The organism is Stenotrophomonas sp. 610A2 (assembly GCF_030549615.1).
In the GTDB taxonomy this organism is placed as follows: domain Bacteria; phylum Pseudomonadota; class Gammaproteobacteria; order Xanthomonadales; family Xanthomonadaceae; genus Stenotrophomonas; species Stenotrophomonas pigmentata.
Map to the genome: position 1 here is coordinate 4,021,146 of NZ_CP130832.1, position 21,006 is coordinate 4,042,151.

Genomic DNA, 21,006 nt, shown 5'->3' on the forward strand with positions numbered 1-21,006 from the left:
ATGACCGCCCTGCCTTTCCAGTTGCCCTTGATCGCGATCCTGCGCGGCATCACGCCGGGTGAGGTGGATGCACATGTCGATGCACTGGTCGAGGAAGGCTTCGACGCGATCGAGATACCAAGCAACTCGCCAGGCTGGGAGCAGAGCGTGCAACGCAGCGTGCAGCGCCACGGCCAGCACGCCTGCATCGGCGCTGGCACGGTGGTGCTGCCCGAACACATCGACGCGCTGTTGCGTGCCGGCGGCCGCTTGATGGTCACGCCCAATACCGACCCGCAGCTGATCCAACGCGCCGTTGCCGAAGGACTGCTGGTGGCAGCCGGTTTTGCCACTGCCAGCGAAGCATTCCAGGCACTGCGCGCAGGCGCGCAGATGCTGAAGCTGTTCCCCGCATCCGTTCACGGCCCCGCACTAATCCGCGCCCTGCGCAGCGTGCTGCCGCCCGTACCTCTTTTCGCCGTCGGTGGCGTCTCCCCCGCAACCCTGGCCAGCTATCTTTCCGCTGGTTGTCAGGGTGCGGGCACCGGCGGTGACCTTTATCAACCCGGCCAATCGGTGCAGACCACCCGCGATAACGCGCGTGCTTTCCGCCAGGCCTACCTGGACTACTCGGCATGAAGATCGTGCGTCTGACCACCTACCAGGCCGCGCCGCGCTGGTTGTTCCTCAAGATCGAGACCGACGAAGGCATCAGCGGCTGGGGCGAACCGGTGATCGAAGGCCGCGCCGCCACCGTCGAGGCGGCGGTGCACGAACTGGGCGATTACCTGATCGGCAAGGATCCAGCACGCATCAACGACCTGTGGCAGGTGCTGTACCGCGGCGGCTTCTACCGCGGCGGCGCGATCCTGATGAGCGCCATTGCCGGCATCGACCAAGCGCTGTGGGACATCAAGGGCAAGGCGCTGGGCGTGCCGGTCTACCAACTGCTCGGCGGCCTGGTGCGCGATCGCATGAAGACGTACCGCTGGGTTGGCGGCGACCGCCCGGCCGATATCGTCAACCAGATGCGGCACTACAAGTCACTGGGTTATGACACCTTCAAGTTCAACGGCACCGAGGAACTGAAGATGATCGACAGCCCGCGCGCCGTAGACACTGCCATCGAGAAAGTCGCCACCATCCGCGACGCACTCGGCAACAGCGTGGATTTCGGCATCGACTTCCACGGCCGGGTGAGTGCACCGATGGCGCGTGTGCTGCTGAAGGAACTGGCACCATACCGTCCGTTGTTCGTCGAAGAGCCGGTGCTGCCGGAGCAATGGGAGTACTACCGCCCGCTGTCCGAAATCAGCAGCATTCCACTGGCGGCTGGCGAGCGCATGTATTCGCGCACCGAGTTCAAGCCGGTGTTGGCTGCCGGTGGCCTGTCCATCCTGCAGCCGGATCTGTCGCACGCAGGTGGCATCAGCGAATGCCACAAAATCGCCGCCATGGCCGAGGCACATGACGTCGCACTGGCACCGCATTGCCCACTCGGGCCGGTGGCGCTGGCCGCCTGCCTGCAGCTGGACTTCGTCGCCCACAACGCGGTGCTGCAGGAACAGAGCATCGGCATCCACTACAACGAAGGTGCGGACCTGCTGGATTACGTCATCAACAAGGACGACTTCGCCTGCGATGCGCAAGGCTGTATCTCCGCCCTGCCTAAACCGGGGTTGGGCGTGGAGATCGACGAAGCACGCCTGATCGAAGCCAACAAGAATCCGCCGCGCTGGCGTAATCCGCTGTGGCGCCACAGCGACGGCAGCGTGGCCGAATGGTAAGTGACGCAGGTGTTGAGGTAGCACATGCCGAACTGCTGGTAGACAGCCGTTGCGAGCTGGGCGAAGGCATCCTCTGGTGCGACCGCCGCAAGGTCCTGTACTGGACCGACATCCTGGCCGCGCGCCTGTGGCGCCACGATCCAGCCAGCGGCCACAGCCAGTACTGGCAACTGCACGAACCGCTGGGTTGCCTTGCCCTGGCCAGCGACGGCCGCCTGCTGCTGGGCCTGGCCAATGGCCTGCATGCAGCCGATCCGGAAGCACAGCTGCAGGACCGTGAACTCCGCCTGCAACTGCTGGCACAGGTGGAAGCAGACAACCACGATACCCGCATCAATGACGGCCGTGCCGACCGCCACGGCAACTTCGTATTCGGCACCAAGAGCGAGTATGCGGACGGGCGCCGCGCCGGCAGCTTCTATCAATGGAGCGCGCAGCACGGCCTGCGTCGCCTGCCCTTGCCGCCAGCGACGATTCCCAATGCGATCTGCTTCAGTCCCGAAGGCACGCGCATCTACTTCTGCGACTCACCGCAGGCCAACATCATCACTGGCCGCTACGACCCGGATAGCGCCCAGGTTACGGATTTGCAGGCGTTCGCTGCGTTAAGTGAACCCGGAGTCGAGCCGGACGGTGCGGTTATCGATGCGCAAGGCCGCATGTGGAACGCGCACTGGGCCGCTGGCCGGGTGACCTGCTACTCCGCTGATGGCGACATCGAACAACAAGTTCATATCCCAACCCAGAATGCGTCCTGCTGTTTTGTAGCGCCCGGCGCGCTGTACATAAGCAGCGCTCGCATCGGTCTGGATACAGCCGCACTCACGGCACAACCCAGCGCTGGCGGCATCTTTGTCTGGAAGCATCCGCAATTGAACGCCAGCGTAGACCGCGTGGAGTTGCCATGATCGCCGTGGACTGGGGCACCAGCAGCCTGCGTCTGTATCGGCTGGACGACGACGGCCACGTCTGCGAGCGCCGCCGCAGCGAACGCGGCCTGCAAGCCAGCGCTGGACAGTTTGAAGCCGTGTTGGCCGAGGAGATCGCCGGCTGGAATGACCCACTGCTGATCCTGTCCGGCATGGTCGGCAGCCGCAGCGGCTGGCGGGAAGTGCCCTACCTGCCCTGCCCCGCCGGCATCGATGACCTGGCAAATGCACTCGTTCCCTTGCAGGCATCCGCGTTGGCTGATCGCGCACTATGGATCGTGCCAGGCGTCAGCGACACCGGCAGTGACGCCGTACCCGATGTAATGCGCGGTGAAGAAACCCAGCTAGCTGCGTTATTGGCGGTACTGCCGCGAGGCAATCATGTGGTCTGCCTGCCCGGCACGCACAGCAAATGGGTTTCGGTGGCTGACGGCAAGGTACGCCGGCTGACCACGGCGTTGACCGGTGAGCTGTATGCGGTCCTGCGCAACCACAGCCTGCTGGGCAAGCTGATGCCCGAAGACGACAGCCGCTTCGACGCCTGGGCATTTGAAAGCGGGCTCAAACGCAGTCGCCAGACAGGCGGACTTCTGCACCATCTGTTCGGTGTTCGCACGCTTGGCTTGTTCAACGAGATGGAAGGCAGCGCATTGCCTTCCTATCTATCCGGCCTGCTGATTGGACACGAGATACTGGCCTCCGGCGTACTCGAGCACACACCGCGTCTGTCGCAGGTACACCTGATCGGTAATGACCGCTTGCTGGCGCTGTATGCGCAGGCACTGATTTCCTGGGGCATCGGCGTGCAAAGGCACCCGGAAGATCTGGCTGCGCGCGGTATGTATGCGTTGTGGCAGCGGCGGTTGGAGTTGGCCGGCATTTGAGCTGTAACGCGTTGAGTGGCGGAGCTGAGCTGGGTGACGAGCTACGTCACCGCATGTAGCTCGTATTGGTGCGTTCTTTCTCTGCCAGTCCCGCCGTTGAAAAGCTCACGTCAACCGAAAATGGTCTGATGGAAGCCAAGTCGGCTTTAGCTTTTGGCTTTTGGCTTTAGCTTTTGGCTTTTGGCTTTTAGCTTTTGGCTTTTGGCTTTTGGCTTTTGGCTTTTGGCTTTTGGCTTTTAGCTTTTGGCTTTTGGCTTTTGGCTTCAGGCTTCAGGCTTCGGGCTTTGGCATTGGCTTTGGGCTTTGGGCTTTGGGCTTCTGCCTTTGCTTTGGCCTTTGCTTTGGCCTTTGCTGTGGCCTTTGCTGTGGCCTTGGCTTTGGCCTTGGCTTTGGCCTTGGCTTTGGCCCTGGCTTTGGCCCTGGCTTTGGCCCTGGCTTTGGCCCTGGCTTTGGCCCTGGCTTTGGCACCTATCCCTTCTCCCGCCTGCGGGAGAAGGTGCCCCGAAGGGGCGGATGAGGGGGCTCTTGGCTCTTTAGCTCGTGCAATATCCGATGCAGCGAAAAGCAAAACATAACTGCACGGTTCTTCGCACCGCCCCCTCACCCCAACCCCTCTCCCGCCTGCGGGAGAGGGGCTTCAAGAAAAAACAAGCAAGAGCCAGAAGCAAAGGCCTCAAGCAACCTCGCTTTGGCTTACCTCTTGAATAACAACGCCAACACACTCGGCCGCAGCGCCAGCTTCATCATCTGCCGAAACTCTGCAGGCGTCAGACTGGTCTTGCACGGCAACATGCCGGCCACACCATCCATCACCAGCAGGCCGTCTTCAGCCTTCACGTCATTGATACGCACATCCAGCTTCATCGCAGGGGTGGCAACCTTCATGCTCAACCCTCCCAGTTGCCAAGGCCGATAATCTCGCGACCGGCAGCACGCCCAGAGATCATCGCTTCAGTCAGGTACGAACCGTTCTGATAAAGATCGGAGAACATCGAGCCCATCTCACCAGCTTCATACAAACGCGGAATGCGCTTGCCATCATGGTCCAACACTTCTGATTTGATATTGCGTCGCGCGCCACCACCGGTGCACACGATCACCGGATCAACCCGCATGCCATAGAACGGTGCCTGCACGATCGGGAACAAGGTCTCCGGGTTACGCCCGAAATCGGCATCATTCTTCGCGACACAAGCGGCGTTGTAGCGCTCCACCTCCGCCCGCAGCTTGGCCGGATCGCGGTTGATCTTCACCGCCAGTTCTTCCAGCGTATCGGCCTTCTGGATCCAGCCCTTCTCCACTTCCACCGAATTGTCTTCGGACCACTTGTAGCCACCCACCACCGGGTTCCAACTCATCACTTCCACCACCAGCTTGTTGTACTGGCAGGTGATGGCATCAAAGATCATATGCACCGGCTGCGCACGGTAATGCGGGGTATCCACCCAATGACCGTGCTTCTTTTCCTTGTAATGCGTGAGCTGCAGCTCCGCGGTTTCGTTGTAGAAACGCTCGGTGTTGGCGTCCACCTCGATCCAACTGAAGCTCTGCCAGAAGAAGTTGCGCAGGAAGCCATTGACGAAGCCTTCCGGCTTGAAGCCCGGCCAGATACCGCCGGACTGGCCCTGGTTGCGCATATGCCATAGATCGGCGCCAGCTTTCTGCAGGATCTTGATACCGTCGCCAGTGTTGTGCGGCGTACCCAGCGGCGCCGGGTTTGCCAGACCGAAGTAATTGCGTTGCATATCCAGGTTGGCTTCAAAACCACCGGTCGCCATCACCACACCCTTGTTGGCACGGATCGCCACCCGCTGACCGTTCTGCTCGGCGATGACGCCGAACACTTCCAGCGTATCCGGGTCCTGCACCAGATCCTTGAGCGGCGATTCGTATGCGATCTGGATGCGCGGGCGCAGGCGGATGTTCTCGCGGAACGCCAGGTACACGCCGGACGGGATCGGCAGGATGGTGGCGGTGCAATGCACGGCCTCACGTGCACCAAACTCCGGGAACTCCAGCACCGCGTCGCGCTCGGAGAAGCCGGTGCCGTGGATGAACTGCGCACCGGCTTGGGCCGCACGCTCCTGGATCCATGGTTCCAGCGCTTCCATCGCCTCCGACCACGGCACCAACATGTCTTCCGGGATCGGGTTGGCCACACTCATCTTGCGCTGGTATTCGGCCAGCACCTTTGCGTTCTTGGTGATCAGCAACGACTGCCCGGCAACGCGGCTGTTGCCACCGGTCTCAGCCTCATTGGCCTTTTCCAGAATGAGGATGGACAGATTGGGATCCAGATCGTGCGCCTCGATGGCGGCGGACATGGCGGCCAGGCCGAAGCCGGCGATGACGAGGTCGTACTGCTGGTCCCACTGTTTGATGGCGTTGCGACTGGCCATGGTTCCCCTCCGGGAGATTGCGATGACCCGACTATCGATGGACTACCCAGCCAACCGCCAACCAATTCGAGTACGATCCACAACCATTGGTTGTTACCGCGTACCGCCATGGATCTCCGTCAGCTCCGCTACTTCCTGTCCGTGGTCGAACACGGCAGCTTTACCCGCGCCGCCGCCGCCACCGGCCGCACCCAGCAGGCCCTGAGCAAGGGCATCCAGGCGCTGGAACAACAACTGGGCGCGCGTCTGTTCGAACGCGGCAGTCGTGAGGCCAGGCTCACCGACGTGGGCCGCCTGCTGATCGAGCACGCCCAGCCTGCCCACGACGCCGTCCGCCGATTCGAGGACCGCCTGCAGGAACTGCAGACCGGCGCCGAAGGGCAGGTTCGCATCGGCACCGGCCCCAGCACTGCCGGCTCGCTGGTCGCCCCTGCGGTGCTAGCCCTGCGCCGCCACTGGCCGAAGATCGGCATCCACGTCAGCGGCGGCATCCTGCCCGAACTGCTGCCCAACCTGCTCGCACGCGAGCTGGACGCAGTGGTCACCCTGCACACCTTTGGCGATGGCGACCCCGACCCACGCATCAACAGCGAAGTGTTGATGCACGACGAATACCGCGTGCTCGCCAGCGTGCGTCACCCATTGGCAAGGCAACGCGACATCACCCCGGCACAGCTGCTGGAGCAGGCATGGATATTCGGTCGCCGCCTTGGCGCGGTGGAAGCCGCGTTCCGCCAACGCTTCCATGAAGCCGGGCTGGAACCACCGCTCAACACCATGGAAAGTGGCTCACCAGAATTCATGCGCGCGATGATTCGTGACGGTGGCTATCTCACGTTGCTGCCCAGCCGCCTGGCACAGGCCGAACTGCTTGCCGGGCATTGGGTGAAGCTGGATGCACCCGGGTTTGCGTGGCAACGGCCAGTGATGGTTTACACCCGCGATGGCGAGCCACAGAGCGCGCCGCTGGCGAGGTTTCTGCAGGCGCTGCGGAATGCTGCGGAACTGGCGCGAGTGCGAGAGGTGGAGTGAGGTCTTCGAAGCGAAACCAACACAGTCCAAGCGTCAGTACGCCTGCAGGGATAGGGTGTATTCGATATCACTGTGGAAAAGCGGCACTTAACCGCAGGGGAGAAGGTGATCGCAAGTCGCGCCAAAGATCGCAAGCCCTTGTTTGCAGGGGAAATAATATACATTTAAAAGCGAACTTAAAGTTGGCATACTCGGTTTTACACCGCTTTTAGGCGGTCTAATAAGAGTTAGGCCGGATAGAGAGATTATGGATCGTCCCAGAGCAGTCACAATCTCCGTATTGGCAAGCGCAGCCGCCTGCGCTGCCGGCATGATCCATTTGTTTGCTACAAAGTGGACAAACGCCTCATTCATCACCTTAGTGGTTTGGGCGTTTGCCTCATGGCTGGTTTTTCTCTACCTGCGAGCAATTTGGCGCGGCCGTAGATGGGCGTGGTGGCTGCAGTTGTTCTTTGGTGCTTACGGACTACTCTCCCTTCCTTGGCTAAGCATTCCTGTGGGCGTTCCTTCGGCTCTCTACATCAGTCAGTACGTCGTTTGCACAATCGCTACCGCATTGCTCTTACCTGCCGCGTCTCGTGCATGGTTCCGGCCTAACAATTCATTCAAGCCGAACCCGCTTCGCGGGTCGGCTTAATTCCAGAGTTAGGCCTCACATGACAGTTTCAAGAGAATCCCTCCCTGAAGCACTTGTAGTGGTTGAGCGCGACGGAGTTCATCGCATCGAGATTCGAGAGGTGCTTCAAGACGGTGCCTCTTGCTTCCTTGTCTTTGCCAGATCAGACGGTACAGAGGTGCAAGTTCCAATTGATGCGGAAAAGCTCAAGAAGACAGTAGACGGGCGGGTGCCTGCGGATTTGATCTACAACGGCGGAGCACTCATCGCACCACAGCAAGATGTTTGAGATCTCGTAGGCCTTCCCAGAGGAGTGAGGCCTAACCATTCATTCAAGCCGAACCCGCTTCGCGGGTCGGCTTAATTCCAGAGTTAGGCGCTCAGCATGCACAATTGGTCAAAGCTCTGGATATGGTCGTCTGCCGCCGCTTTGGTCGCCCGCATCATTGCGCTGCTTACGGTCTCAACAGATCCTGTAACCTTTGTGGCGTCAGTTTGGCTCGGTGCATCACTGGCCTTTCTAGCTTGCGATAGCCTCAGTTTCTCAGGCAGCTTCCCGAGCGCAAAAGATCTTGGCATTAAGCTATATGGGCTATTTTTCGTGCTCTTGGTTGATTGGCTTTTCCGTGGTGGCATCGTAGGCAACGATCATGACTTGGGCGCAATTTCCTTCTTATTCGTCTTGACGTTCACTGCGTATATGTACAGCCGCTGGCGCAAATTGGGGCGCGCCTAACAATTCATTCAAGCCGAACTCGCTTCGCGAGTCGGCTTAATTCCGGAGTTAGGCGCAAAATTGCCATGACGGACTCTCCAGAGCAAGGGTACCAAGAGACGGTAACGTGTGAGCCACGCCAAGATGAGGGGCTCATTTTCATCAAGGTCGTAACAATGCCTCATGAAGGTGCGGTGGAGTTCGACGTGGCACAGGCCCGCTCGTTTGCACAGCAAATACTATCGGCAGTCGATGATGTTGAGGCTGGCTGGGTAGGCAAATCAGCGGGGCCACAGGATGCTTGCGGCGCCTAACAGTTCATTCAAGCCGAACCCGCTTCGCGGGTCGGCTTAATTCCAGAGTTAGGTCTCATGGACAGTTCTGAAGACGCCCAATTCACGGAAGTAATGGCCTTTCGGAGATCTCTGGATGCGGAGACAGATCGGGGGTGCGCCCTTATGGCCGCCGCATTCCTCGACACGGAGCTTGAGAAGCTACTCAGGTCACTCCTTGTCGAGGATGAGAGGATTGCTGACGAGCTGCTGAGCCAAAGCAAGCCCATTGGCACCTTCTCTTCCCGCATTGACTTGTCTTTTATGCTTGGGCTCATCAGTCCGCTAAGTCGCCGCGACCTCCACCTTGTTCGGAAGATCAGAAACACATTTGGCCATACTCATCAACCTGTAGGGTTTGATGATCAAGCTATTGCCAATCGTTGTAGAGAGCTTACGCACCATCTGCGTGATGGCGGCGACCCTTGCCGAAAGCTGTTTATCTCATCGGCAGTAGGGCTTCTAGCAATAATGCATAGCGGAATGAGAGGCCGGGAACGTCTCGCGGCACGGGAGAACCCAGACCTTGATCTAGCCAAGTTTAAGGCCGATCAAATAGCAAAAGAGACACTTGCGAGAAAGCCGTGATGACACCAAACAATTCATTCAAGCCGAACCCGCTCCGCGGGTCGCTTAATTCAGACGTTAGGTCGCATGACAGGGGTCCGGCATTTTGACTATTAAGACCCAATCCGAGGCATTGTTCGAGATGTTCTGCCAACAGAATCTTCTCAATTGGGAGCGAGTCCCAACGAGCACCGCCAAGACTCACGACTTCAATCTCCAACTCGGCGCTTCTACGGTCGCTGTCGAGATAGAGCAAATTGAGAGCCTTCGAGGCTTCAATCCGTCGGGAGTTAGCTCAAGAGTTGTCGGATCGCACGCCCGCCACAAGATCACGGAGGCCCGGGGGCAACTACAGCTAGCTGCACAATCTGGCGCACCTACCATCCTTCTGATTCACAACACCATTGATCCAATGCAGCTCTTTGGTACAGAGCAGCATGACTTTATTGGCGCCATGTACGGCGAGCTCACGGTGCACATCCTCGACGGCTCACTAGGCCGCCCCTTCCATGGGCGCAATGCCAAGCTGCGCTCCAATGCAAACACTTCATTCAGTGGCGTCGGCCACCTTATGCGTCACGGCACGGGGGCCAAGATCACTGTGTATGAAAATATCTATGCGGCCTACCCGCTACCCTTCGAACAAATCCCCAGATGCATTGACGTCGTGCGTGTGGCCGTAGAGGATGCGGCCTAACAGTTCATTCAAGCCGACTGCCACTTCGCGGCAGCGGCTTAATTCCAGAGTTAGGCCAACGACCAAAACGCGATGCTCGAACAGTCAGCATCAGTGCTGGTTCCGGCATATGAGAGGATCTACGGGCCTCTTAAGGGCTCTTTGAGCGACACATTCGAGCTCGTTGGCATTGGGGTTCCGCTTGATGCCGATGCAAGCAACCCATGGCTGCTTCAGTTTGAAACAGTTGGCGGTCGATACGCTCTGTTTACCATTCACTTCAAAAACGGGGTAGCTGCGCGCTACGATCATGACACCTGACAATTTGTTCAAGCTGAACTCGCTTCACGGGTCCGCTCAATTCCGGAACAGGTCGCTATGTGGCAACGCCGGCAACTCAGACAAACCATAATCAGCACCGGTTGCGTGGGCGCCCTGTTTGGCATCCTGCCCGTCCTTGGGCTGCTGGCGTCCCGTTCGGAGCTCCAGCACCTTCCAAGCTATTCCCGGCCACTCTTCGCCCAAGCGATTGATCTGGGTCTTCTGTTTGTAGGCAGCGTCCTGTTCTGCATCATCGTGTTTGGCCTGCTTCCAATGGCGGTGCAGTACGTCTTTATCTGGATGGGGCGCCGCTGAACTGCGCGCGCTTGATAGTTTGTTCCAGCAGACCTTACTTCGCTTTTCCGCTCAATCCAGGTATCAGATGCCAGCAACAGCCACTCGTCGAAGAGCTGCTTACTCGCCTCGCAAGCGCTTTTGGCTGGCCAGCGTTTCAGCGCCCTTGCCTGCCATCGCCGCTGCGCACCTGATGCCCATCACGACTATTCCAGTGTTAGCCGCATGCTGGCTATTGGCTATGCACTGGGTATTGGTAACCCACTCGCCATCCGGTCGGCTCGCTGACGTATCGTTCTCGCGCCTGCTCCTGGTCACCCTCGGCCTCTCGACCGCCATCGTCATTTCCGGGGCCATTGCTGCCGTTGCTTCAACCGGCCTGGCCCTGCACGGCAGGTTCCTGGCGGCCAGCAATTCCTTCATGCCGTACACGCCGACGGTAAGACCATTGGCCTTGCCAGCAAGGTTTGCATCCGTGCGCGCCAACACTTCATTCAAGCCAAACCCGCTATCCGACATCGCCTGACTCCAGAGCCCGCAGACACAGACATGATCGTAATCCTACTCGCTTACATGCTGGCCGCTGGTACTCCGACTGGTGCAGCTTCGGAGCGTCCCGAGCTTCAATGCAATACCGGGCCCGCAACCAAGCAATTCGGCTCTACCAGTTGGCTGGTCTACGCCTGCGATGATGATCGCTCGGTTGTGGTGGTCGCCGCTCCGCCCAGCCCGGCATCGCCCTTCGTCTTCGTTGTCACTCCGAACGGCACCGGTGGAATTGAACTTCACGGTGAGGGCACTGGCGAAAGGTCGGCCACACAACCGGCCTATGACAGCCTCAGCTCAATTTCCTCCACAGAGTTGTCTGCCCTATGGCAGCAGGCCAAGCAAGCCGGTGGCAACTAGGCTGTCCCTCAAGCTTTCATTCAAGCCGAACCAACTTATTTATTCCGGAGTTAAGCATCAGATGAAAAGGATACAGATCTGTTGGCTGATGCTTCTTTCTGCAATTCCTGGGACGACATTGGCCAGAGGCTCGATTGACTTCTGTACGCTCTCGACGCTGAAGGAACCTGTCAGTAATTCCCTGACAACGTTTACATTCATCGATGCTTTCCCACATGGCAGCAGCGCCACTTCCACCGAGTGTCCCCGACAACGTCTCTCGATAGAGTTTGCTATTGGAAACGATGCCAGAGCAAAAAACTTCTATACCATGGTTTTCCGCAGACCTTCCAAGCTATCCGGGCTGCGCGAGATCCAGGCAGCTGTCGACTATTCCCCCGGCGGCATCGTCGTGAAGCGGATACATCAGTACAGAGAGCTGACCGATGAAGAAGCTGAAGTTTTTATGCCGAAGTTTTCTCCACAGGAGGAGGAAATCATTCGAAAGGCCCTGGGCGATGCCGCGAATGCTGCAGACTCAGCTGCCAATCGGTAATAACATGACTATTCAATCACGTCGAGTTTGTTTCGCGGTTAGCCAAGTTCCACAACTTCGCCAGCACCACAAGAATGTCGGAAACTGGCTGGTGAGCTGACCAGGTTCAGTACAATATGAGGTGATTTATGTGGCGCCTGAGCTCGCTCGACGCCCTGGGCAGGCGGGAACGCTTCAGCATCACAACCCTCTGGAATCCCAACGCCAGGACGCACGCAGGCCTGTTGCGAGCGAAGATCACCACATTGAAGTTGGCCCCTGATATCAATCAGTCCATTGAAACGGAAGCCGCTTCGTAGGCACGCATGATCTCGAACTCAAGTACCCAACGGCATGCCCTCAATACCAGTACGTATCACGAGCTTCGTCGACGACCATTTCCCTGGCTTTGTCGAATGCCTTCTTGTCGACGCAGCCGGCACGAACCACATATTCGTTGAAAAGGCGCCGGTTGTGAGCGTCAGCAACCTGTCATTCACCAGCACCTACCCTTGCGACGGGAGCATCGCCTGCACAATCATCGCTGCATGGATGGACATTGACGGTCAGGCACTGGTGCGGGTCAGCACCGCCCAGCCCTGGGCAATGGAATCAACCAATGGGCAGACCGAGTTTGTACTTTTTGACACACAGGTCCGCAACTCTGAAGCGGGGAGCTGACCTTGCACACAGACCCAACGCACGGACTAGTGCGCGCCATTCTCCACTCCGCACGCCCATAAACGCCATCCCAATTCAAGTGCTGTAACCACTACGGCGCCGCCGTAGGTATTCGGCTACCTTAGGAGCCCGTCCCTATCCCACTACAAGCGCCGACGCATGCAAGCGACTTCGATGGCCCTTCGAAACAGGTGTTGGCTCTACTTTTGCATCTTGGCAGCGGCACTGCTTGGCGCGGGTTGCAAGGGCGCTCCAGCTCCTGCGAAAGACCTTGGAACGGACATCGATGAAGTGGCCGCAACGCTGATCAAACAGCCGTTGCTCCACTCGACTTCGATTGCAGTGGTGTATCGGGGCAAGGAGTTCATTCGCCACCGCGGCGATATGGTTGCAGGTACCCCAGGACCTCCCAGTGATGCGACGCTCTACGAAATCGGCTCCTTGAGCAAGACACTGGCAGGAACCTTGGCTGCGAATGCCGTCCTGGAGCACAAGATCAGCCTGGACGACGATATCCGGATGTATCTGCAGGGCGACTATCCGAACCTGCAGTACAAGGGCGAACCAATCCGCATACGCCACCTGCTGTCGCACACCAGCGGGTTGCCGAACATGCTGCCGGAGCGCGCCAACACCGTACTCGCCGACTTCACCGACCGGCGTACGCCCGCTGAGCTCAATGCCATCTATGCCGGCTACGGAAAGACTGAGTTCTTCGGGGACCTGCATGCTGTCGAGATTGGCCGAGCGCCCGGGAAGGAGTACGCGTATTCCAGTACCGGGACCGAACTGGTGGCACACGTATTGGAAGTCGTCTACAAGAAAGACTACGAGTCACTTTTGCGTGGGTTCCTGCAAGAGTCCGTGGCGATGACGGATGCCAAGATCCGCCTTGGCGATGCTGACGCGGCCCGGCTTGCGGTTGGCTATCACAGTGACAATCCGGTGCCGACCACGGCAATGCCGCAACTCCCATGGGGTGCATCCGGGAATGTGAAAGCCACGGTTCCGGAAATGGCGAAGTACCTGCGATTCCAGATTGCCAATGGGCCTGTCGTCGAGGAATCACATCGTACGCTGCTGAACTTCGACCCCGAGTTCGGTATCGGCTATTTCTGGAACATCGTCAGCGGCGATCGCTTGAAGGGCACCTACTACGCCCATCATGGTGGCGTGCCCCGCTCGCAGTGCTACATCTACATCATCCCGAAGTACCAGCTTGGCATATTCGTCATTACCAACCAGAGCGGTGACCAGACCGCACGCGCCATGGAGACGGCGATCGATACCTTGGTCGAGAGAATCGCGGCGCGCGAGAATGCAGATCGCAAGGCTTAGCCCTGCAGCGTGAACCTGCCCCGGACTCAAGCCCCCCCCGGAGGCATTGCCCGGCAGCAGGCATTCCTGATGGTGGCGGCTGACAGCCCCCTCCCCCCGCCAACGCTTCACGGCTCTGTGCAATCCCAGCTTCAGATCACGGCCAACGGATTCAGTTGCTTATGGAGAAACATCTGCGTACTTTCCAGATTCTTGGCAAGTCCTCCTAGGGGAGTAGGTCATATGTCGGGCAAGAAGATCTCGGGTTTGATCGGCATGGTGGTTGGTGCCGCGTGGTTCGCAGTGAATGTCCGTCATTTCAACGAGGATGGATTTGTCGCAATCGGAATGCCGCTGATCATTTTCGTACTCGGGCTGGTGCACTTCATCAAGGCGCGCAGCCAATCTGCGCGATAACCGGAAAGCAACTATCAACTCGGCGCCGGCGCTTCGCCAAACGGCTTGGGCCAAGCATCAACCACCATACAGTCACTCGCACAACAGAGTGGACACGCTGATACCGACCAATCATGACGCACCTTTATCGCTATATCCCGATCTGGCGTCGAATCGAGAATGGAGCAGTCCTCTATCGCGCATTCGAGGTGATCGGCCTTGGCTACTCCGTTCAGAGCAAAGATTTCTTTTATGCGGACGCACTGAAAGATTGCACGGCGTCAATGGAAGCTCAATTCCTGGAGCTACTCATAGAGCAGGCCCCAGACGAAAGGTGCGGAACTTCGGCGACGATTGAAGCCGCTGTACTGGAATTCGAGCAGCAATTTTTTCACCTGCCGAATTCTGGCCGGTGAACTCAAGCAGAAGCCGCCCCAATAGCCAGCATCAGGAAAACAGGAATCAACCTCAGTGATCCAATTGATTCGCCAGGCATGCAACGACGGTGGAAAACTTGAACAAGTCCTTGAGTCGTCGTTCCAACCACACTCTCGGTTGATAGATGGATTGGAGCTGAGGTTTGAGACGTTGACACTCTGCATCACCGCGGTGGCTGAGGACGACACGATCGCCCTGTCACTTGGTAGCTTGGATCGCCAGTCAGTCAAGTCTTCCAATAGGTTCCTGTCCCAGTGTCTCGGCAAACCGTTCAATGGGCATGGCTTACAACCAATCAACAGGGATATACCGATGGGATTCGCTTGGAGTTCCAAGACCAGAGTGGAGCGGCGGCTGTTATCTTGGATATCGTCGTTGCAGCGTCAGTCCTCAATTTTTACAAGGTCGAGCCAATCGAGCTCTGAGCATTCCTGCGCACTCCAGTCGCATTTGGGTCCAGCTCTTTCCTTGAATCACCACCATCATGGATCTGCCGACCTTCTTGCCAACGACTGAAATCACCCTTTAAACATTTACCATCGCCTAGCAACCCCCCGATACATTGCGCCTTTACCGTTGACCTCAGCTATCAGCTATCAGCTATTAGACGCTTGGAAAGGGCCGTACTTCCAGGATGCTTCTCCGACACACGCGCCGAACATCGATGAGCTCAGGCACGCCGCTTGACGACCATCTGCAATTCGTCAAGCTGCGCATGGATTCTTAACCGAGGATATTGGTCACAGATGAATCAGGATGATGCAATAGAAATCTACGAAGCAGCTACAACGCTTCTATCGCTTAGTATGCTCGTTGTTGCCGCGATTGTATTCTGGCTGCAGTTCCGCTCTTACCGTCGCACGCATCATCCCAGCCTGATTCCGCTACTGACCTCTACCGCGCTGACCGGCGTCCTCGTTCTTCTGAGCATGCTGGCTCAGCACTACTGGCTTTCCGGTCCCCTGGGGCTTTACCTGTTCTTGATCAGCCTCCCAGTGGCCTTCATCCAGATGGCTCTTGGCACATATGGCACCGCAAAGCTGCTGCTCGCATTCGAAGGGAGGTCAGCAAATGGCGACAGGTTCGATGCCTGACAACCTCAAGCTCAGGTCCGTGATGCTACGCGACGCCTGTCGGATATAGGGAATCACACCATGCGCTTCTGGCAGCGATCCGCGATTTCGATCCTGGCACTCCTTGCACTGCTCATCGCAGCACCCGGCCTTTTTTATGTCATCGGGCTTTCCAAAGTGCACGGACGCCCAACCCCTGCTGATCCAGCGCTCTTCAGCCGCAACGAGATTGCTGCAGCGTGGGCACAATGTCATGAAAAAATTCCTATCGCGGCGGCTGCAACCAACCCATGGAGCGTTGCTGGCAACTTGCTGTTCGGCAGTCCTGACCATGCACCCCCCGGCGAGCGAGCGTCTTGGCGTATCGCCGGCGCTCACAACGCAGCCTCCCACCTGCAAAGCAACACCGCTTGGCACATCTCTGGGAGCGCGCTAACCATCTGGATTACCCGGCATTGGTCCGCCGACCAAATAGGTGCCACGATTGCTCGGGACAGACTGTGCAAGTGAAGCCGGAAGACACTCCTAGCTGATTCCGCTTTGTTCCGCACGCAAGCTGCAGTATTTATCATTGCCGATCATCATCATCACAGCTCAACCTGATTCGGACCCTAGACGCCATGCCCCAGATCCGTTGCAAACGCGTCGTCTTCTTTTCTCCCTGCGACGAGAACAGCTTCTTCAGCTGGGCGCGAAGCATTCCCGTGGTTGAAGAGGTTTACGGGGAGTTGGACGAGACTGTAATTTCATTGGCGTCTGCCGAAACCACCGATGAATCGCTACGTAAGCTGATCGCTTTGCTTCATCGTTACGACATCGATATGGGGCAGTTTTCGGCATTTGAGACGAAAGAGAACTCGCACTGGTTCCGCAGCCCGAGAAGTTTCTGGCACCAGCGTGTATTCGGCGTATCGAGTTCATGACGCATCAACTCTCCACCTATGACCGGGCACTTCGATTGACCTGCATTCGAAATCATCATCGATCCAGTAGGTGCCAGCCCAGGCAATCACTACAGCTCAACCACTGGACGAAACGATGAGAGCACTCGCAAGCCTTGCCATCGTAGTAGGGATCGCTGCAGCAGGCCTCGCGCTCATCGCCTTCTTCGGCCTGCTTCCGGTCGACGTAATGCTGTCGGCTGAGACTCGAGCCACATCCGGCTACCTGCGCGCCATCCCAACTGCCGCCCGGTACATTGACTACCTCACAGGCGCGCTATTCCTCGGTGGCTTGGCACTTTCGGCTGCAGGTCTTTTGTTCCGTCACAGGCTTCGTAGCAACGATTCGCGCTAAGTACGCATTCAAACCCGGCCCGCCCTGCAGAGCACCGCCGTGGAAGCCCTGCAAGCACGATCAATGTCCTCACAATGCGCGCTTGCAGGCGTCGCACTTGATATCACCGTCAGCATCGAGACAACCGCTTCAATTCCAGCCAGGACCGTTAAGTTCAAGTTGGTGCGAAGGCAGCATGGCTAAATCCAGTATCTTGGCTGATCGTTTGAATGCAGCTTTGAACCAACGCCGCAATCATCGCGCGCACTTACGCCGAAGCCATGGCCGCCGTTATAGTAATCGGCGGTCGCAATGCATTGGCCTTGCAAGCGCGGATGATACCAATCGTCCTTGCCAGGCAGACTCAACCCCCACACTGAACTTTCAAGGACGAAGATGGCTAATCGCAGCTACCTGTATGCAGGCAATGGGCTTGGCCATGATGGTGGATCGCCGGAACATCGCCGCATCACCGGCATTTCCGAGTGGAACTATGGCATCCCGTTGATCTACAAGATCCTGATGTCGGGTAACCCCAGGATTGTTCAATCCTCGATCTGGGTTGACGCTGGAAACATCGCCATCACCAGCAGCTATGATCTTGGCGTGGCACGTCTTTCGCAGTTCCTTGACCGGATCACGCTCCCGGAGGCACTGGAGCTGAAGCAGGAAGCACTAGCATTTCTTGCTGAGAATCGCCGTGAATATTTCTTGCTTGAATGCGGTGAGATTTACGATATGGGCGAGGAGGAGCTTGAGGACCAGAACTCGCAACTGTTCAACGAACTGGGCTTCCTCGAGCCCCAGATTGAAGAAGCGCTTGGGATGTTGCAGCCCACGCTCCCGGTCACCGAACCGGCGACGCAGGACAAGCAGGGATGGCTGGCGCGTATTTTCGGAGCAAAGACCCCTCCTGCACCGCCAATCGAGCGCGAAAAGCCCGCCGAAAAGCTCTACCCGCTTGGACTCGGGAACTGGTCAACTGTTCTTTACTTCGATCTCCGGTCGAAGTGAAAATCCATCGGGAGTGGCCGGCCTCTCTGTCGCCAGGCGACCTCATGCTTCACGAAGTGGACATCAGCTGCCAATCTGCATGAGAGAGAGATGGGCTCTCGGACCTAGCTTGGCTACTCGCTGGTACTTCTGCAACGCGCACCAACGCATTGCCGCTAAGCAAGAGCGGCAGCGGGGCGATAGCCACTGGTTCTTTCGGCCTTGGTGTTTGCATACAAGTCATGGCCCGAAGGGGCTTCAAACCAAATTTATATTTCCAGAACATAGAAGAAAGAGTCATTCATGAAAAAGATCTTTGCCGTTGCCCTTGTATCGACCTCCCTCTTCGCATTCGGCAGCCGCGCTGCAGACAACAAACTGATCGAGCGCAGCTGGGTGAAGGTCGATGAGAACCACGCAGAGCTGGAGCACGCAGGCCGCAGCTATGCGTTGGATACCTACATCGTGATGTTCCAGCAGCCGTACTACATTCACGTACGTGCAACGGATAAGCAGGCGCTTGTACCCGATGAACTGGTGGACATGGCAAGCGAGTACATCAAGCCGCGCGGGTGCACACAGCCGCTGGAGCGACGCAGTGACCTTGATCGCAGCAATGCCGAAGGTACCGAGCTTGTGCTCGGCTTCCAGTGCTGAATCAGCTGCCTGATCGCCGCATCGAACTTGCTGCCGCCCACTAACCCAGCCCTCGTCGTTCAAATGGACTTCAACCCATGAAGCAACTGCTGGTACTGATCTTCCTGCTCGCGGCTTCATCCCCCGCCAGCGCCATCGTCATTCGCCACGATGTGGACGATGCGAAGTACCGGGTTGCCGCCGACGAGTATCCGGCGCTGGTCGACATGCCAGGCGAAGGACACGGCAGTCTGGTTGCTCCGCAGTGGGCGGTCACCGCTGCGCATACCCTGCCCCAGCACACCGAGCTCAAGCAGGTGGTGATCAACGGGCTGCCACGCGAGGTTGAGCGCGTCGTCATCCACCCTGGTTACAGGACGCTGCCGCAGACCTTGATCGACCAGGCCACGGCCAGCGGCGAGGCGATGTTGATCGTGGTTTTCCTGGCTGCATCGGATGACATCGCGCTGATCAAACTGAGCAAGCCCGTGACCGATGTAGCTCCGGTGGCTTCTTACCGGGGCGGCGATGAGGCTGGCCAGGTCATCAAGCTGATCGGCAAAGGTGCCACCGGCACGGGTGACATCGGGCATGATCCCGGCGGCCCAAACCGCACCGAACTGCGTCGCGCCTTCAACAAGGTCAGCAGCGCCTACGACCGCTGGCTCTGCTATGTGTTCGATGCGCCACCCTCGGCCCTGCCGCTTGAAGGCGTGCTCGGAAACGGGGATAGCGGCGGCCCCGCCTTGTTGCAGAGCGGCGATCAATGGCTGCTCGCTGGGCTGGGCTCCTGGAAGGTCGTGCAGGGCAACGTGTTGACCGCACGGCCCGGGCGCTACGGCCAGGTCGCCTGCAACGTCCGCATGAGCCATTACGCTGATTGGATGGATGGCGTCATGTCGGAACAGGCCCCAGCCACGAAGTGAGTCTGCGCGCGGCGCATGCTCCTGCACCCCTGCTGCTGGTCGCTGCCGCTGACAGCGCCTCGCAGGTCTGCAGCTGCCGTTTGCGAAAAACGCGCAGCGGTTCCGGATTGCAAAACCGCGACCGGACATAATCAGCGCCCCTATTCATGATTTGCCATGGAGCTTCAATGACAAAGGCTTGTCTCCCCCTGTTCGCCTCCGCCGTTCTCTATTTCAGCATCCCGGCGGCGCAGGCCCAGCCTGTGTACAAGTGCACGGGGCCGAAGGGCGAAACCAGCTACCAGTCCATTCCCTGCCGCGAAGGCGAAACCTCCTCGCGCCGGTATGCCTCGCCCTCTCCATCCAACCCGACGCAGGCCATCAGCGCCGCCCCGACCGGGCCGGATCAGCGGCGCGTGCAGGTTCGCTATACAACAACCGCAGGCAACGAGGGCTGTGATGGCGCCAAGGCCATGCGCACCGCGGCCTTGGGTGCGGCGGGGTCGCAGGCAACGGCCGATATGCGGGCCAGCCTGGACCAGCAGGTCAGCACTGCCTGCAGGTAGCAGAGCCGGCGGGTCGCGCGGCACGCGGACTGCGCAAGGCAGCGCTGCATGGCGCATGCGCGGAGCAAGCCCTGCCCTCCACGAAGAAGTGATTGAACCTGTCCGCGATACGTTCAATCATCGTCTGGCTCGCCGCCGTTCCAGAGCCAATGCGCTGCATCCCATGGGCGCGAGCAGGCCACTGCCGTACAAGGAATCCGTGCAATGCGATTCTCCAGCCAGATGCTCGTGCTCGCGCTGTTCCTGCCGCTGGGTGCCGCCGCCCAGAGCGAAGGCGCGCTGAAAGTAGACAGCTCGCAGGTCGTCGGCCTGACCGCACTGCTGGAAGCGCAGCCGCGCCACCCGGAGGCGACCAGCATCCGCGCCCTGCTGCTGGAATGGGAGGACAGCACCAAGGACGTGGTGGACTACGTCTGCCCGGACGTGCTGACGCCGGTGCCCGGCACTGGCATCCCCAATGGTCCGGAGCTGCTGGCCCAGTTCATCTTCGGCAGCGCTGCCTTCCAGATCGCCAACCCATCGCAGAAAGGTGCGCTGCAGCCCTCACAGCTGGCCGGCATGCGCAGCATGCTCAAGGCTTACAAGGCCCTGCTCGCCACCGATCCCGGCGCACGCATCCAACGCTTTGATGCGCTGGCAGCGATGGATGCGGCAGGTACGCTCCCTGCCTATCTGGAGCCGATTGTTACGCTTGGTTGCAAGTAGTCAGGTGCGCGCAAGCTGATCGCCGGCTTCGTGCGTATGCTTCTACTTCTGAACCAACCACCGCACATGC

General features: G+C 58.6%; 28 protein-coding genes. 25 read left to right on the forward strand and 3 right to left on the reverse strand.

Annotated features, from left to right (window positions below):
• From Q5Z11_RS17750 to Q5Z11_RS17765, 4 genes are read left to right on the forward strand one after another with little or no spacing between them, the layout of a single operon-like run.
• Positions 1-618: a 2-dehydro-3-deoxy-6-phosphogalactonate aldolase gene (locus tag Q5Z11_RS17750; RefSeq protein ID WP_303747618.1), complete on the forward strand. Its 618-nt coding sequence runs from the start codon at positions 1-3 to the stop codon at positions 616-618.
• A complete protein-coding gene (dgoD, locus tag Q5Z11_RS17755) occupies positions 615-1,766 on the forward strand; it encodes a galactonate dehydratase (RefSeq protein WP_303747619.1) in 1,152 nt (383 codons plus the stop codon). The genes Q5Z11_RS17750 and dgoD overlap by 4 nt, the downstream gene beginning before the upstream one ends.
• On the forward strand, positions 1,760-2,674 hold the full coding sequence (locus tag Q5Z11_RS17760) for an SMP-30/gluconolactonase/LRE family protein (protein WP_303747620.1): 915 nt from the start codon (positions 1,760-1,762) through the stop codon (positions 2,672-2,674). The genes dgoD and Q5Z11_RS17760 overlap by 7 nt, the downstream gene beginning before the upstream one ends.
• On the forward strand, positions 2,671-3,579 hold the full coding sequence (locus Q5Z11_RS17765) for a 2-dehydro-3-deoxygalactonokinase (protein ID WP_303747621.1): 909 nt from the start codon (positions 2,671-2,673) through the stop codon (positions 3,577-3,579). Before Q5Z11_RS17760 ends, Q5Z11_RS17765 begins: the two co-directional genes overlap by 4 nt.
• A 187-nt stretch (positions 3,580-3,766) precedes the next feature.
• On the opposite strand, the gene Q5Z11_RS17770 is transcribed toward Q5Z11_RS17765, so the two are convergent.
• The 3 genes from Q5Z11_RS17770 to Q5Z11_RS17780 all read right to left on the reverse strand — a co-directional run bounded on the left by Q5Z11_RS17770 (position 3,767) and on the right by Q5Z11_RS17780 (position 5,978).
• Positions 3,767-4,147: a hypothetical protein gene (locus tag Q5Z11_RS17770; protein WP_303747622.1), complete on the reverse strand. Its 381-nt coding sequence runs from the start codon at positions 4,145-4,147 to the stop codon at positions 3,767-3,769.
• Between the two features lie 125 nt (positions 4,148-4,272).
• Entirely contained in the window at positions 4,273-4,464 is a 192-nt protein-coding gene (locus tag Q5Z11_RS17775; RefSeq protein ID WP_303747623.1) for a hypothetical protein, read from the reverse strand.
• A gap of 2 nt (positions 4,465-4,466) precedes the next feature.
• The gene (locus tag Q5Z11_RS17780; RefSeq protein ID WP_303747624.1) at positions 4,467-5,978 is read right to left on the reverse strand and encodes an FAD-dependent oxidoreductase; all 1,512 of its coding nucleotides are present in this window, start codon (positions 5,976-5,978) and stop codon (positions 4,467-4,469) included.
• Positions 5,979-6,086: 108 nt separating this feature from the next.
• Here Q5Z11_RS17780 and Q5Z11_RS17785 point away from each other — a divergent pair, with 108 nt between their 5' ends.
• From Q5Z11_RS17785 to Q5Z11_RS17880, 21 genes are all read left to right on the forward strand, one after another.
• Positions 6,087-7,010: a LysR family transcriptional regulator gene (locus Q5Z11_RS17785; protein ID WP_303747625.1), complete on the forward strand. Its 924-nt coding sequence runs from the start codon at positions 6,087-6,089 to the stop codon at positions 7,008-7,010.
• A 656-nt stretch (positions 7,011-7,666) separates the two neighbouring features.
• Positions 7,667-7,915 (forward strand): hypothetical protein, encoded by a 249-nt coding sequence (locus Q5Z11_RS17790; RefSeq protein ID WP_303747626.1) that lies wholly within the window; start codon positions 7,667-7,669, stop codon positions 7,913-7,915.
• A gap of 96 nt (positions 7,916-8,011) precedes the next feature.
• Positions 8,012-8,362 carry a hypothetical protein gene (locus Q5Z11_RS17795; protein WP_303747627.1) on the forward strand — a complete coding sequence of 117 codons (351 nt, stop codon included), beginning with the start codon at positions 8,012-8,014 and terminating at the stop codon, positions 8,360-8,362.
• A gap of 350 nt (positions 8,363-8,712) precedes the next feature.
• Complete coding sequence (locus tag Q5Z11_RS17800; RefSeq protein ID WP_303747628.1) at positions 8,713-9,261, forward strand: MltR family transcriptional regulator; 549 nt, start codon at positions 8,713-8,715, stop codon at positions 9,259-9,261.
• Positions 9,262-9,346: 85 nt separating this feature from the next.
• The gene (locus Q5Z11_RS17805) at positions 9,347-9,937 is read left to right on the forward strand and encodes a hypothetical protein (protein ID WP_303747629.1); all 591 of its coding nucleotides are present in this window, start codon (positions 9,347-9,349) and stop codon (positions 9,935-9,937) included.
• Positions 9,938-10,342: 405 nt separating this feature from the next.
• The gene (locus tag Q5Z11_RS17810; protein WP_303747630.1) at positions 10,343-10,552 is read left to right on the forward strand and encodes a hypothetical protein; all 210 of its coding nucleotides are present in this window, start codon (positions 10,343-10,345) and stop codon (positions 10,550-10,552) included.
• A gap of 220 nt (positions 10,553-10,772) precedes the next feature.
• Positions 10,773-11,057, forward strand: coding sequence for a hypothetical protein (locus Q5Z11_RS17815; protein ID WP_303747631.1), 285 nt, complete (start codon positions 10,773-10,775; stop codon positions 11,055-11,057).
• A gap of 441 nt (positions 11,058-11,498) precedes the next feature.
• A complete protein-coding gene (locus Q5Z11_RS17820; RefSeq protein ID WP_303747632.1) occupies positions 11,499-11,972 on the forward strand; it encodes a hypothetical protein in 474 nt (157 codons plus the stop codon).
• 333 nt (positions 11,973-12,305) lie between these two features.
• A complete protein-coding gene (locus Q5Z11_RS17825; RefSeq protein ID WP_303747633.1) occupies positions 12,306-12,632 on the forward strand; it encodes a hypothetical protein in 327 nt (108 codons plus the stop codon).
• A 213-nt stretch (positions 12,633-12,845) separates the two neighbouring features.
• A complete protein-coding gene (locus Q5Z11_RS17830; RefSeq protein WP_303747634.1) occupies positions 12,846-13,970 on the forward strand; it encodes a serine hydrolase domain-containing protein in 1,125 nt (374 codons plus the stop codon).
• A gap of 222 nt (positions 13,971-14,192) precedes the next feature.
• Positions 14,193-14,366 (forward strand): hypothetical protein, encoded by a 174-nt coding sequence (locus Q5Z11_RS17835; RefSeq protein ID WP_303747635.1) that lies wholly within the window; start codon positions 14,193-14,195, stop codon positions 14,364-14,366.
• A gap of 113 nt (positions 14,367-14,479) precedes the next feature.
• Positions 14,480-14,761 carry a hypothetical protein gene (locus Q5Z11_RS17840; RefSeq protein ID WP_303747636.1) on the forward strand — a complete coding sequence of 94 codons (282 nt, stop codon included), beginning with the start codon at positions 14,480-14,482 and terminating at the stop codon, positions 14,759-14,761.
• 276 nt (positions 14,762-15,037) lie between these two features.
• Positions 15,038-15,208 (forward strand): DUF6334 family protein, encoded by a 171-nt coding sequence (locus Q5Z11_RS20760; RefSeq protein ID WP_405051618.1) that lies wholly within the window; start codon positions 15,038-15,040, stop codon positions 15,206-15,208.
• Positions 15,209-15,529: 321 nt separating this feature from the next.
• Complete coding sequence (locus tag Q5Z11_RS17845) at positions 15,530-15,877, forward strand: hypothetical protein (protein WP_303747637.1); 348 nt, start codon at positions 15,530-15,532, stop codon at positions 15,875-15,877.
• Between the two features lie 60 nt (positions 15,878-15,937).
• Positions 15,938-16,366, forward strand: a complete 429-nt coding sequence (locus Q5Z11_RS17850; protein WP_303747638.1) for a hypothetical protein — start codon at positions 15,938-15,940, stop codon at positions 16,364-16,366.
• A gap of 110 nt (positions 16,367-16,476) precedes the next feature.
• Entirely contained in the window at positions 16,477-16,779 is a 303-nt protein-coding gene (locus Q5Z11_RS17855) for a hypothetical protein (protein WP_303747639.1), read from the forward strand.
• A 748-nt stretch (positions 16,780-17,527) separates the two neighbouring features.
• A complete protein-coding gene (locus Q5Z11_RS17860) occupies positions 17,528-18,145 on the forward strand; it encodes a DUF7822 domain-containing protein (RefSeq protein ID WP_303747640.1) in 618 nt (205 codons plus the stop codon).
• 282 nt (positions 18,146-18,427) lie between these two features.
• Entirely contained in the window at positions 18,428-18,781 is a 354-nt protein-coding gene (locus tag Q5Z11_RS17865; protein WP_303747641.1) for a hypothetical protein, read from the forward strand.
• Between the two features lie 77 nt (positions 18,782-18,858).
• Complete coding sequence (locus tag Q5Z11_RS17870) at positions 18,859-19,686, forward strand: S1 family peptidase (RefSeq protein ID WP_303747642.1); 828 nt, start codon at positions 18,859-18,861, stop codon at positions 19,684-19,686.
• A gap of 167 nt (positions 19,687-19,853) precedes the next feature.
• Positions 19,854-20,231 carry a DUF4124 domain-containing protein gene (locus Q5Z11_RS17875; RefSeq protein WP_303747643.1) on the forward strand — a complete coding sequence of 126 codons (378 nt, stop codon included), beginning with the start codon at positions 19,854-19,856 and terminating at the stop codon, positions 20,229-20,231.
• Positions 20,232-20,435: 204 nt separating this feature from the next.
• Positions 20,436-20,936, forward strand: coding sequence for a hypothetical protein (locus tag Q5Z11_RS17880; protein ID WP_303747644.1), 501 nt, complete (start codon positions 20,436-20,438; stop codon positions 20,934-20,936).
• Positions 20,937-21,006 lie beyond the last annotated feature (70 nt).

Excerpts from the sequence above, each read along its gene's own strand:
- Q5Z11_RS17835 (WP_303747635.1), top strand. The coding sequence starts at position 14,193 with ATGTCGGGCAAGAAGATCTCGGGTTTGATCGGCATGGTGGTTGGTGCC.
- Q5Z11_RS17815 (WP_303747631.1), top strand. The coding sequence starts at position 10,773 with ATGCACTGGGTATTGGTAACCCACTCGCCATCCGGTCGGCTCGCTGAC.
- Q5Z11_RS17825 (WP_303747633.1), top strand. The coding sequence starts at position 12,306 with ATGCCCTCAATACCAGTACGTATCACGAGCTTCGTCGACGACCATTTC.
- Q5Z11_RS17800 (WP_303747628.1), top strand. The coding sequence starts at position 8,713 with ATGGACAGTTCTGAAGACGCCCAATTCACGGAAGTAATGGCCTTTCGG.
- Q5Z11_RS17750 (WP_303747618.1), top strand. The coding sequence starts at position 1 with ATGACCGCCCTGCCTTTCCAGTTGCCCTTGATCGCGATCCTGCGCGGC.
- Q5Z11_RS17790 (WP_303747626.1), top strand. The coding sequence starts at position 7,667 with ATGACAGTTTCAAGAGAATCCCTCCCTGAAGCACTTGTAGTGGTTGAG.
- dgoD (WP_303747619.1), top strand. The coding sequence starts at position 615 with ATGAAGATCGTGCGTCTGACCACCTACCAGGCCGCGCCGCGCTGGTTG.
- Q5Z11_RS17785 (WP_303747625.1), top strand. The coding sequence starts at position 6,087 with ATGGATCTCCGTCAGCTCCGCTACTTCCTGTCCGTGGTCGAACACGGC.
- Q5Z11_RS17865 (WP_303747641.1), top strand. The coding sequence starts at position 18,428 with ATGAAAAAGATCTTTGCCGTTGCCCTTGTATCGACCTCCCTCTTCGCA.
- Q5Z11_RS17840 (WP_303747636.1), top strand. The coding sequence starts at position 14,480 with ATGACGCACCTTTATCGCTATATCCCGATCTGGCGTCGAATCGAGAAT.
- Q5Z11_RS17760 (WP_303747620.1), top strand. The coding sequence starts at position 1,760 with ATGGTAAGTGACGCAGGTGTTGAGGTAGCACATGCCGAACTGCTGGTA.
- Q5Z11_RS17855 (WP_303747639.1), top strand. The coding sequence starts at position 16,477 with ATGCCCCAGATCCGTTGCAAACGCGTCGTCTTCTTTTCTCCCTGCGAC.
- Q5Z11_RS17860 (WP_303747640.1), top strand. The coding sequence starts at position 17,528 with ATGGCTAATCGCAGCTACCTGTATGCAGGCAATGGGCTTGGCCATGAT.
- Q5Z11_RS17775 (WP_303747623.1), bottom strand. The coding sequence starts at position 4,464 with ATGAAGGTTGCCACCCCTGCGATGAAGCTGGATGTGCGTATCAATGAC.
- Q5Z11_RS17870 (WP_303747642.1), top strand. The coding sequence starts at position 18,859 with ATGAAGCAACTGCTGGTACTGATCTTCCTGCTCGCGGCTTCATCCCCC.
- Q5Z11_RS17880 (WP_303747644.1), top strand. The coding sequence starts at position 20,436 with ATGCGATTCTCCAGCCAGATGCTCGTGCTCGCGCTGTTCCTGCCGCTG.
- Q5Z11_RS17875 (WP_303747643.1), top strand. The coding sequence starts at position 19,854 with ATGACAAAGGCTTGTCTCCCCCTGTTCGCCTCCGCCGTTCTCTATTTC.
- Q5Z11_RS17845 (WP_303747637.1), top strand. The coding sequence starts at position 15,530 with ATGAATCAGGATGATGCAATAGAAATCTACGAAGCAGCTACAACGCTT.
- Q5Z11_RS17795 (WP_303747627.1), top strand. The coding sequence starts at position 8,012 with ATGCACAATTGGTCAAAGCTCTGGATATGGTCGTCTGCCGCCGCTTTG.
- Q5Z11_RS17850 (WP_303747638.1), top strand. The coding sequence starts at position 15,938 with ATGCGCTTCTGGCAGCGATCCGCGATTTCGATCCTGGCACTCCTTGCA.
- Q5Z11_RS17820 (WP_303747632.1), top strand. The coding sequence starts at position 11,499 with ATGAAAAGGATACAGATCTGTTGGCTGATGCTTCTTTCTGCAATTCCT.
- Q5Z11_RS17780 (WP_303747624.1), bottom strand. The coding sequence starts at position 5,978 with ATGGCCAGTCGCAACGCCATCAAACAGTGGGACCAGCAGTACGACCTC.
- Q5Z11_RS17765 (WP_303747621.1), top strand. The coding sequence starts at position 2,671 with ATGATCGCCGTGGACTGGGGCACCAGCAGCCTGCGTCTGTATCGGCTG.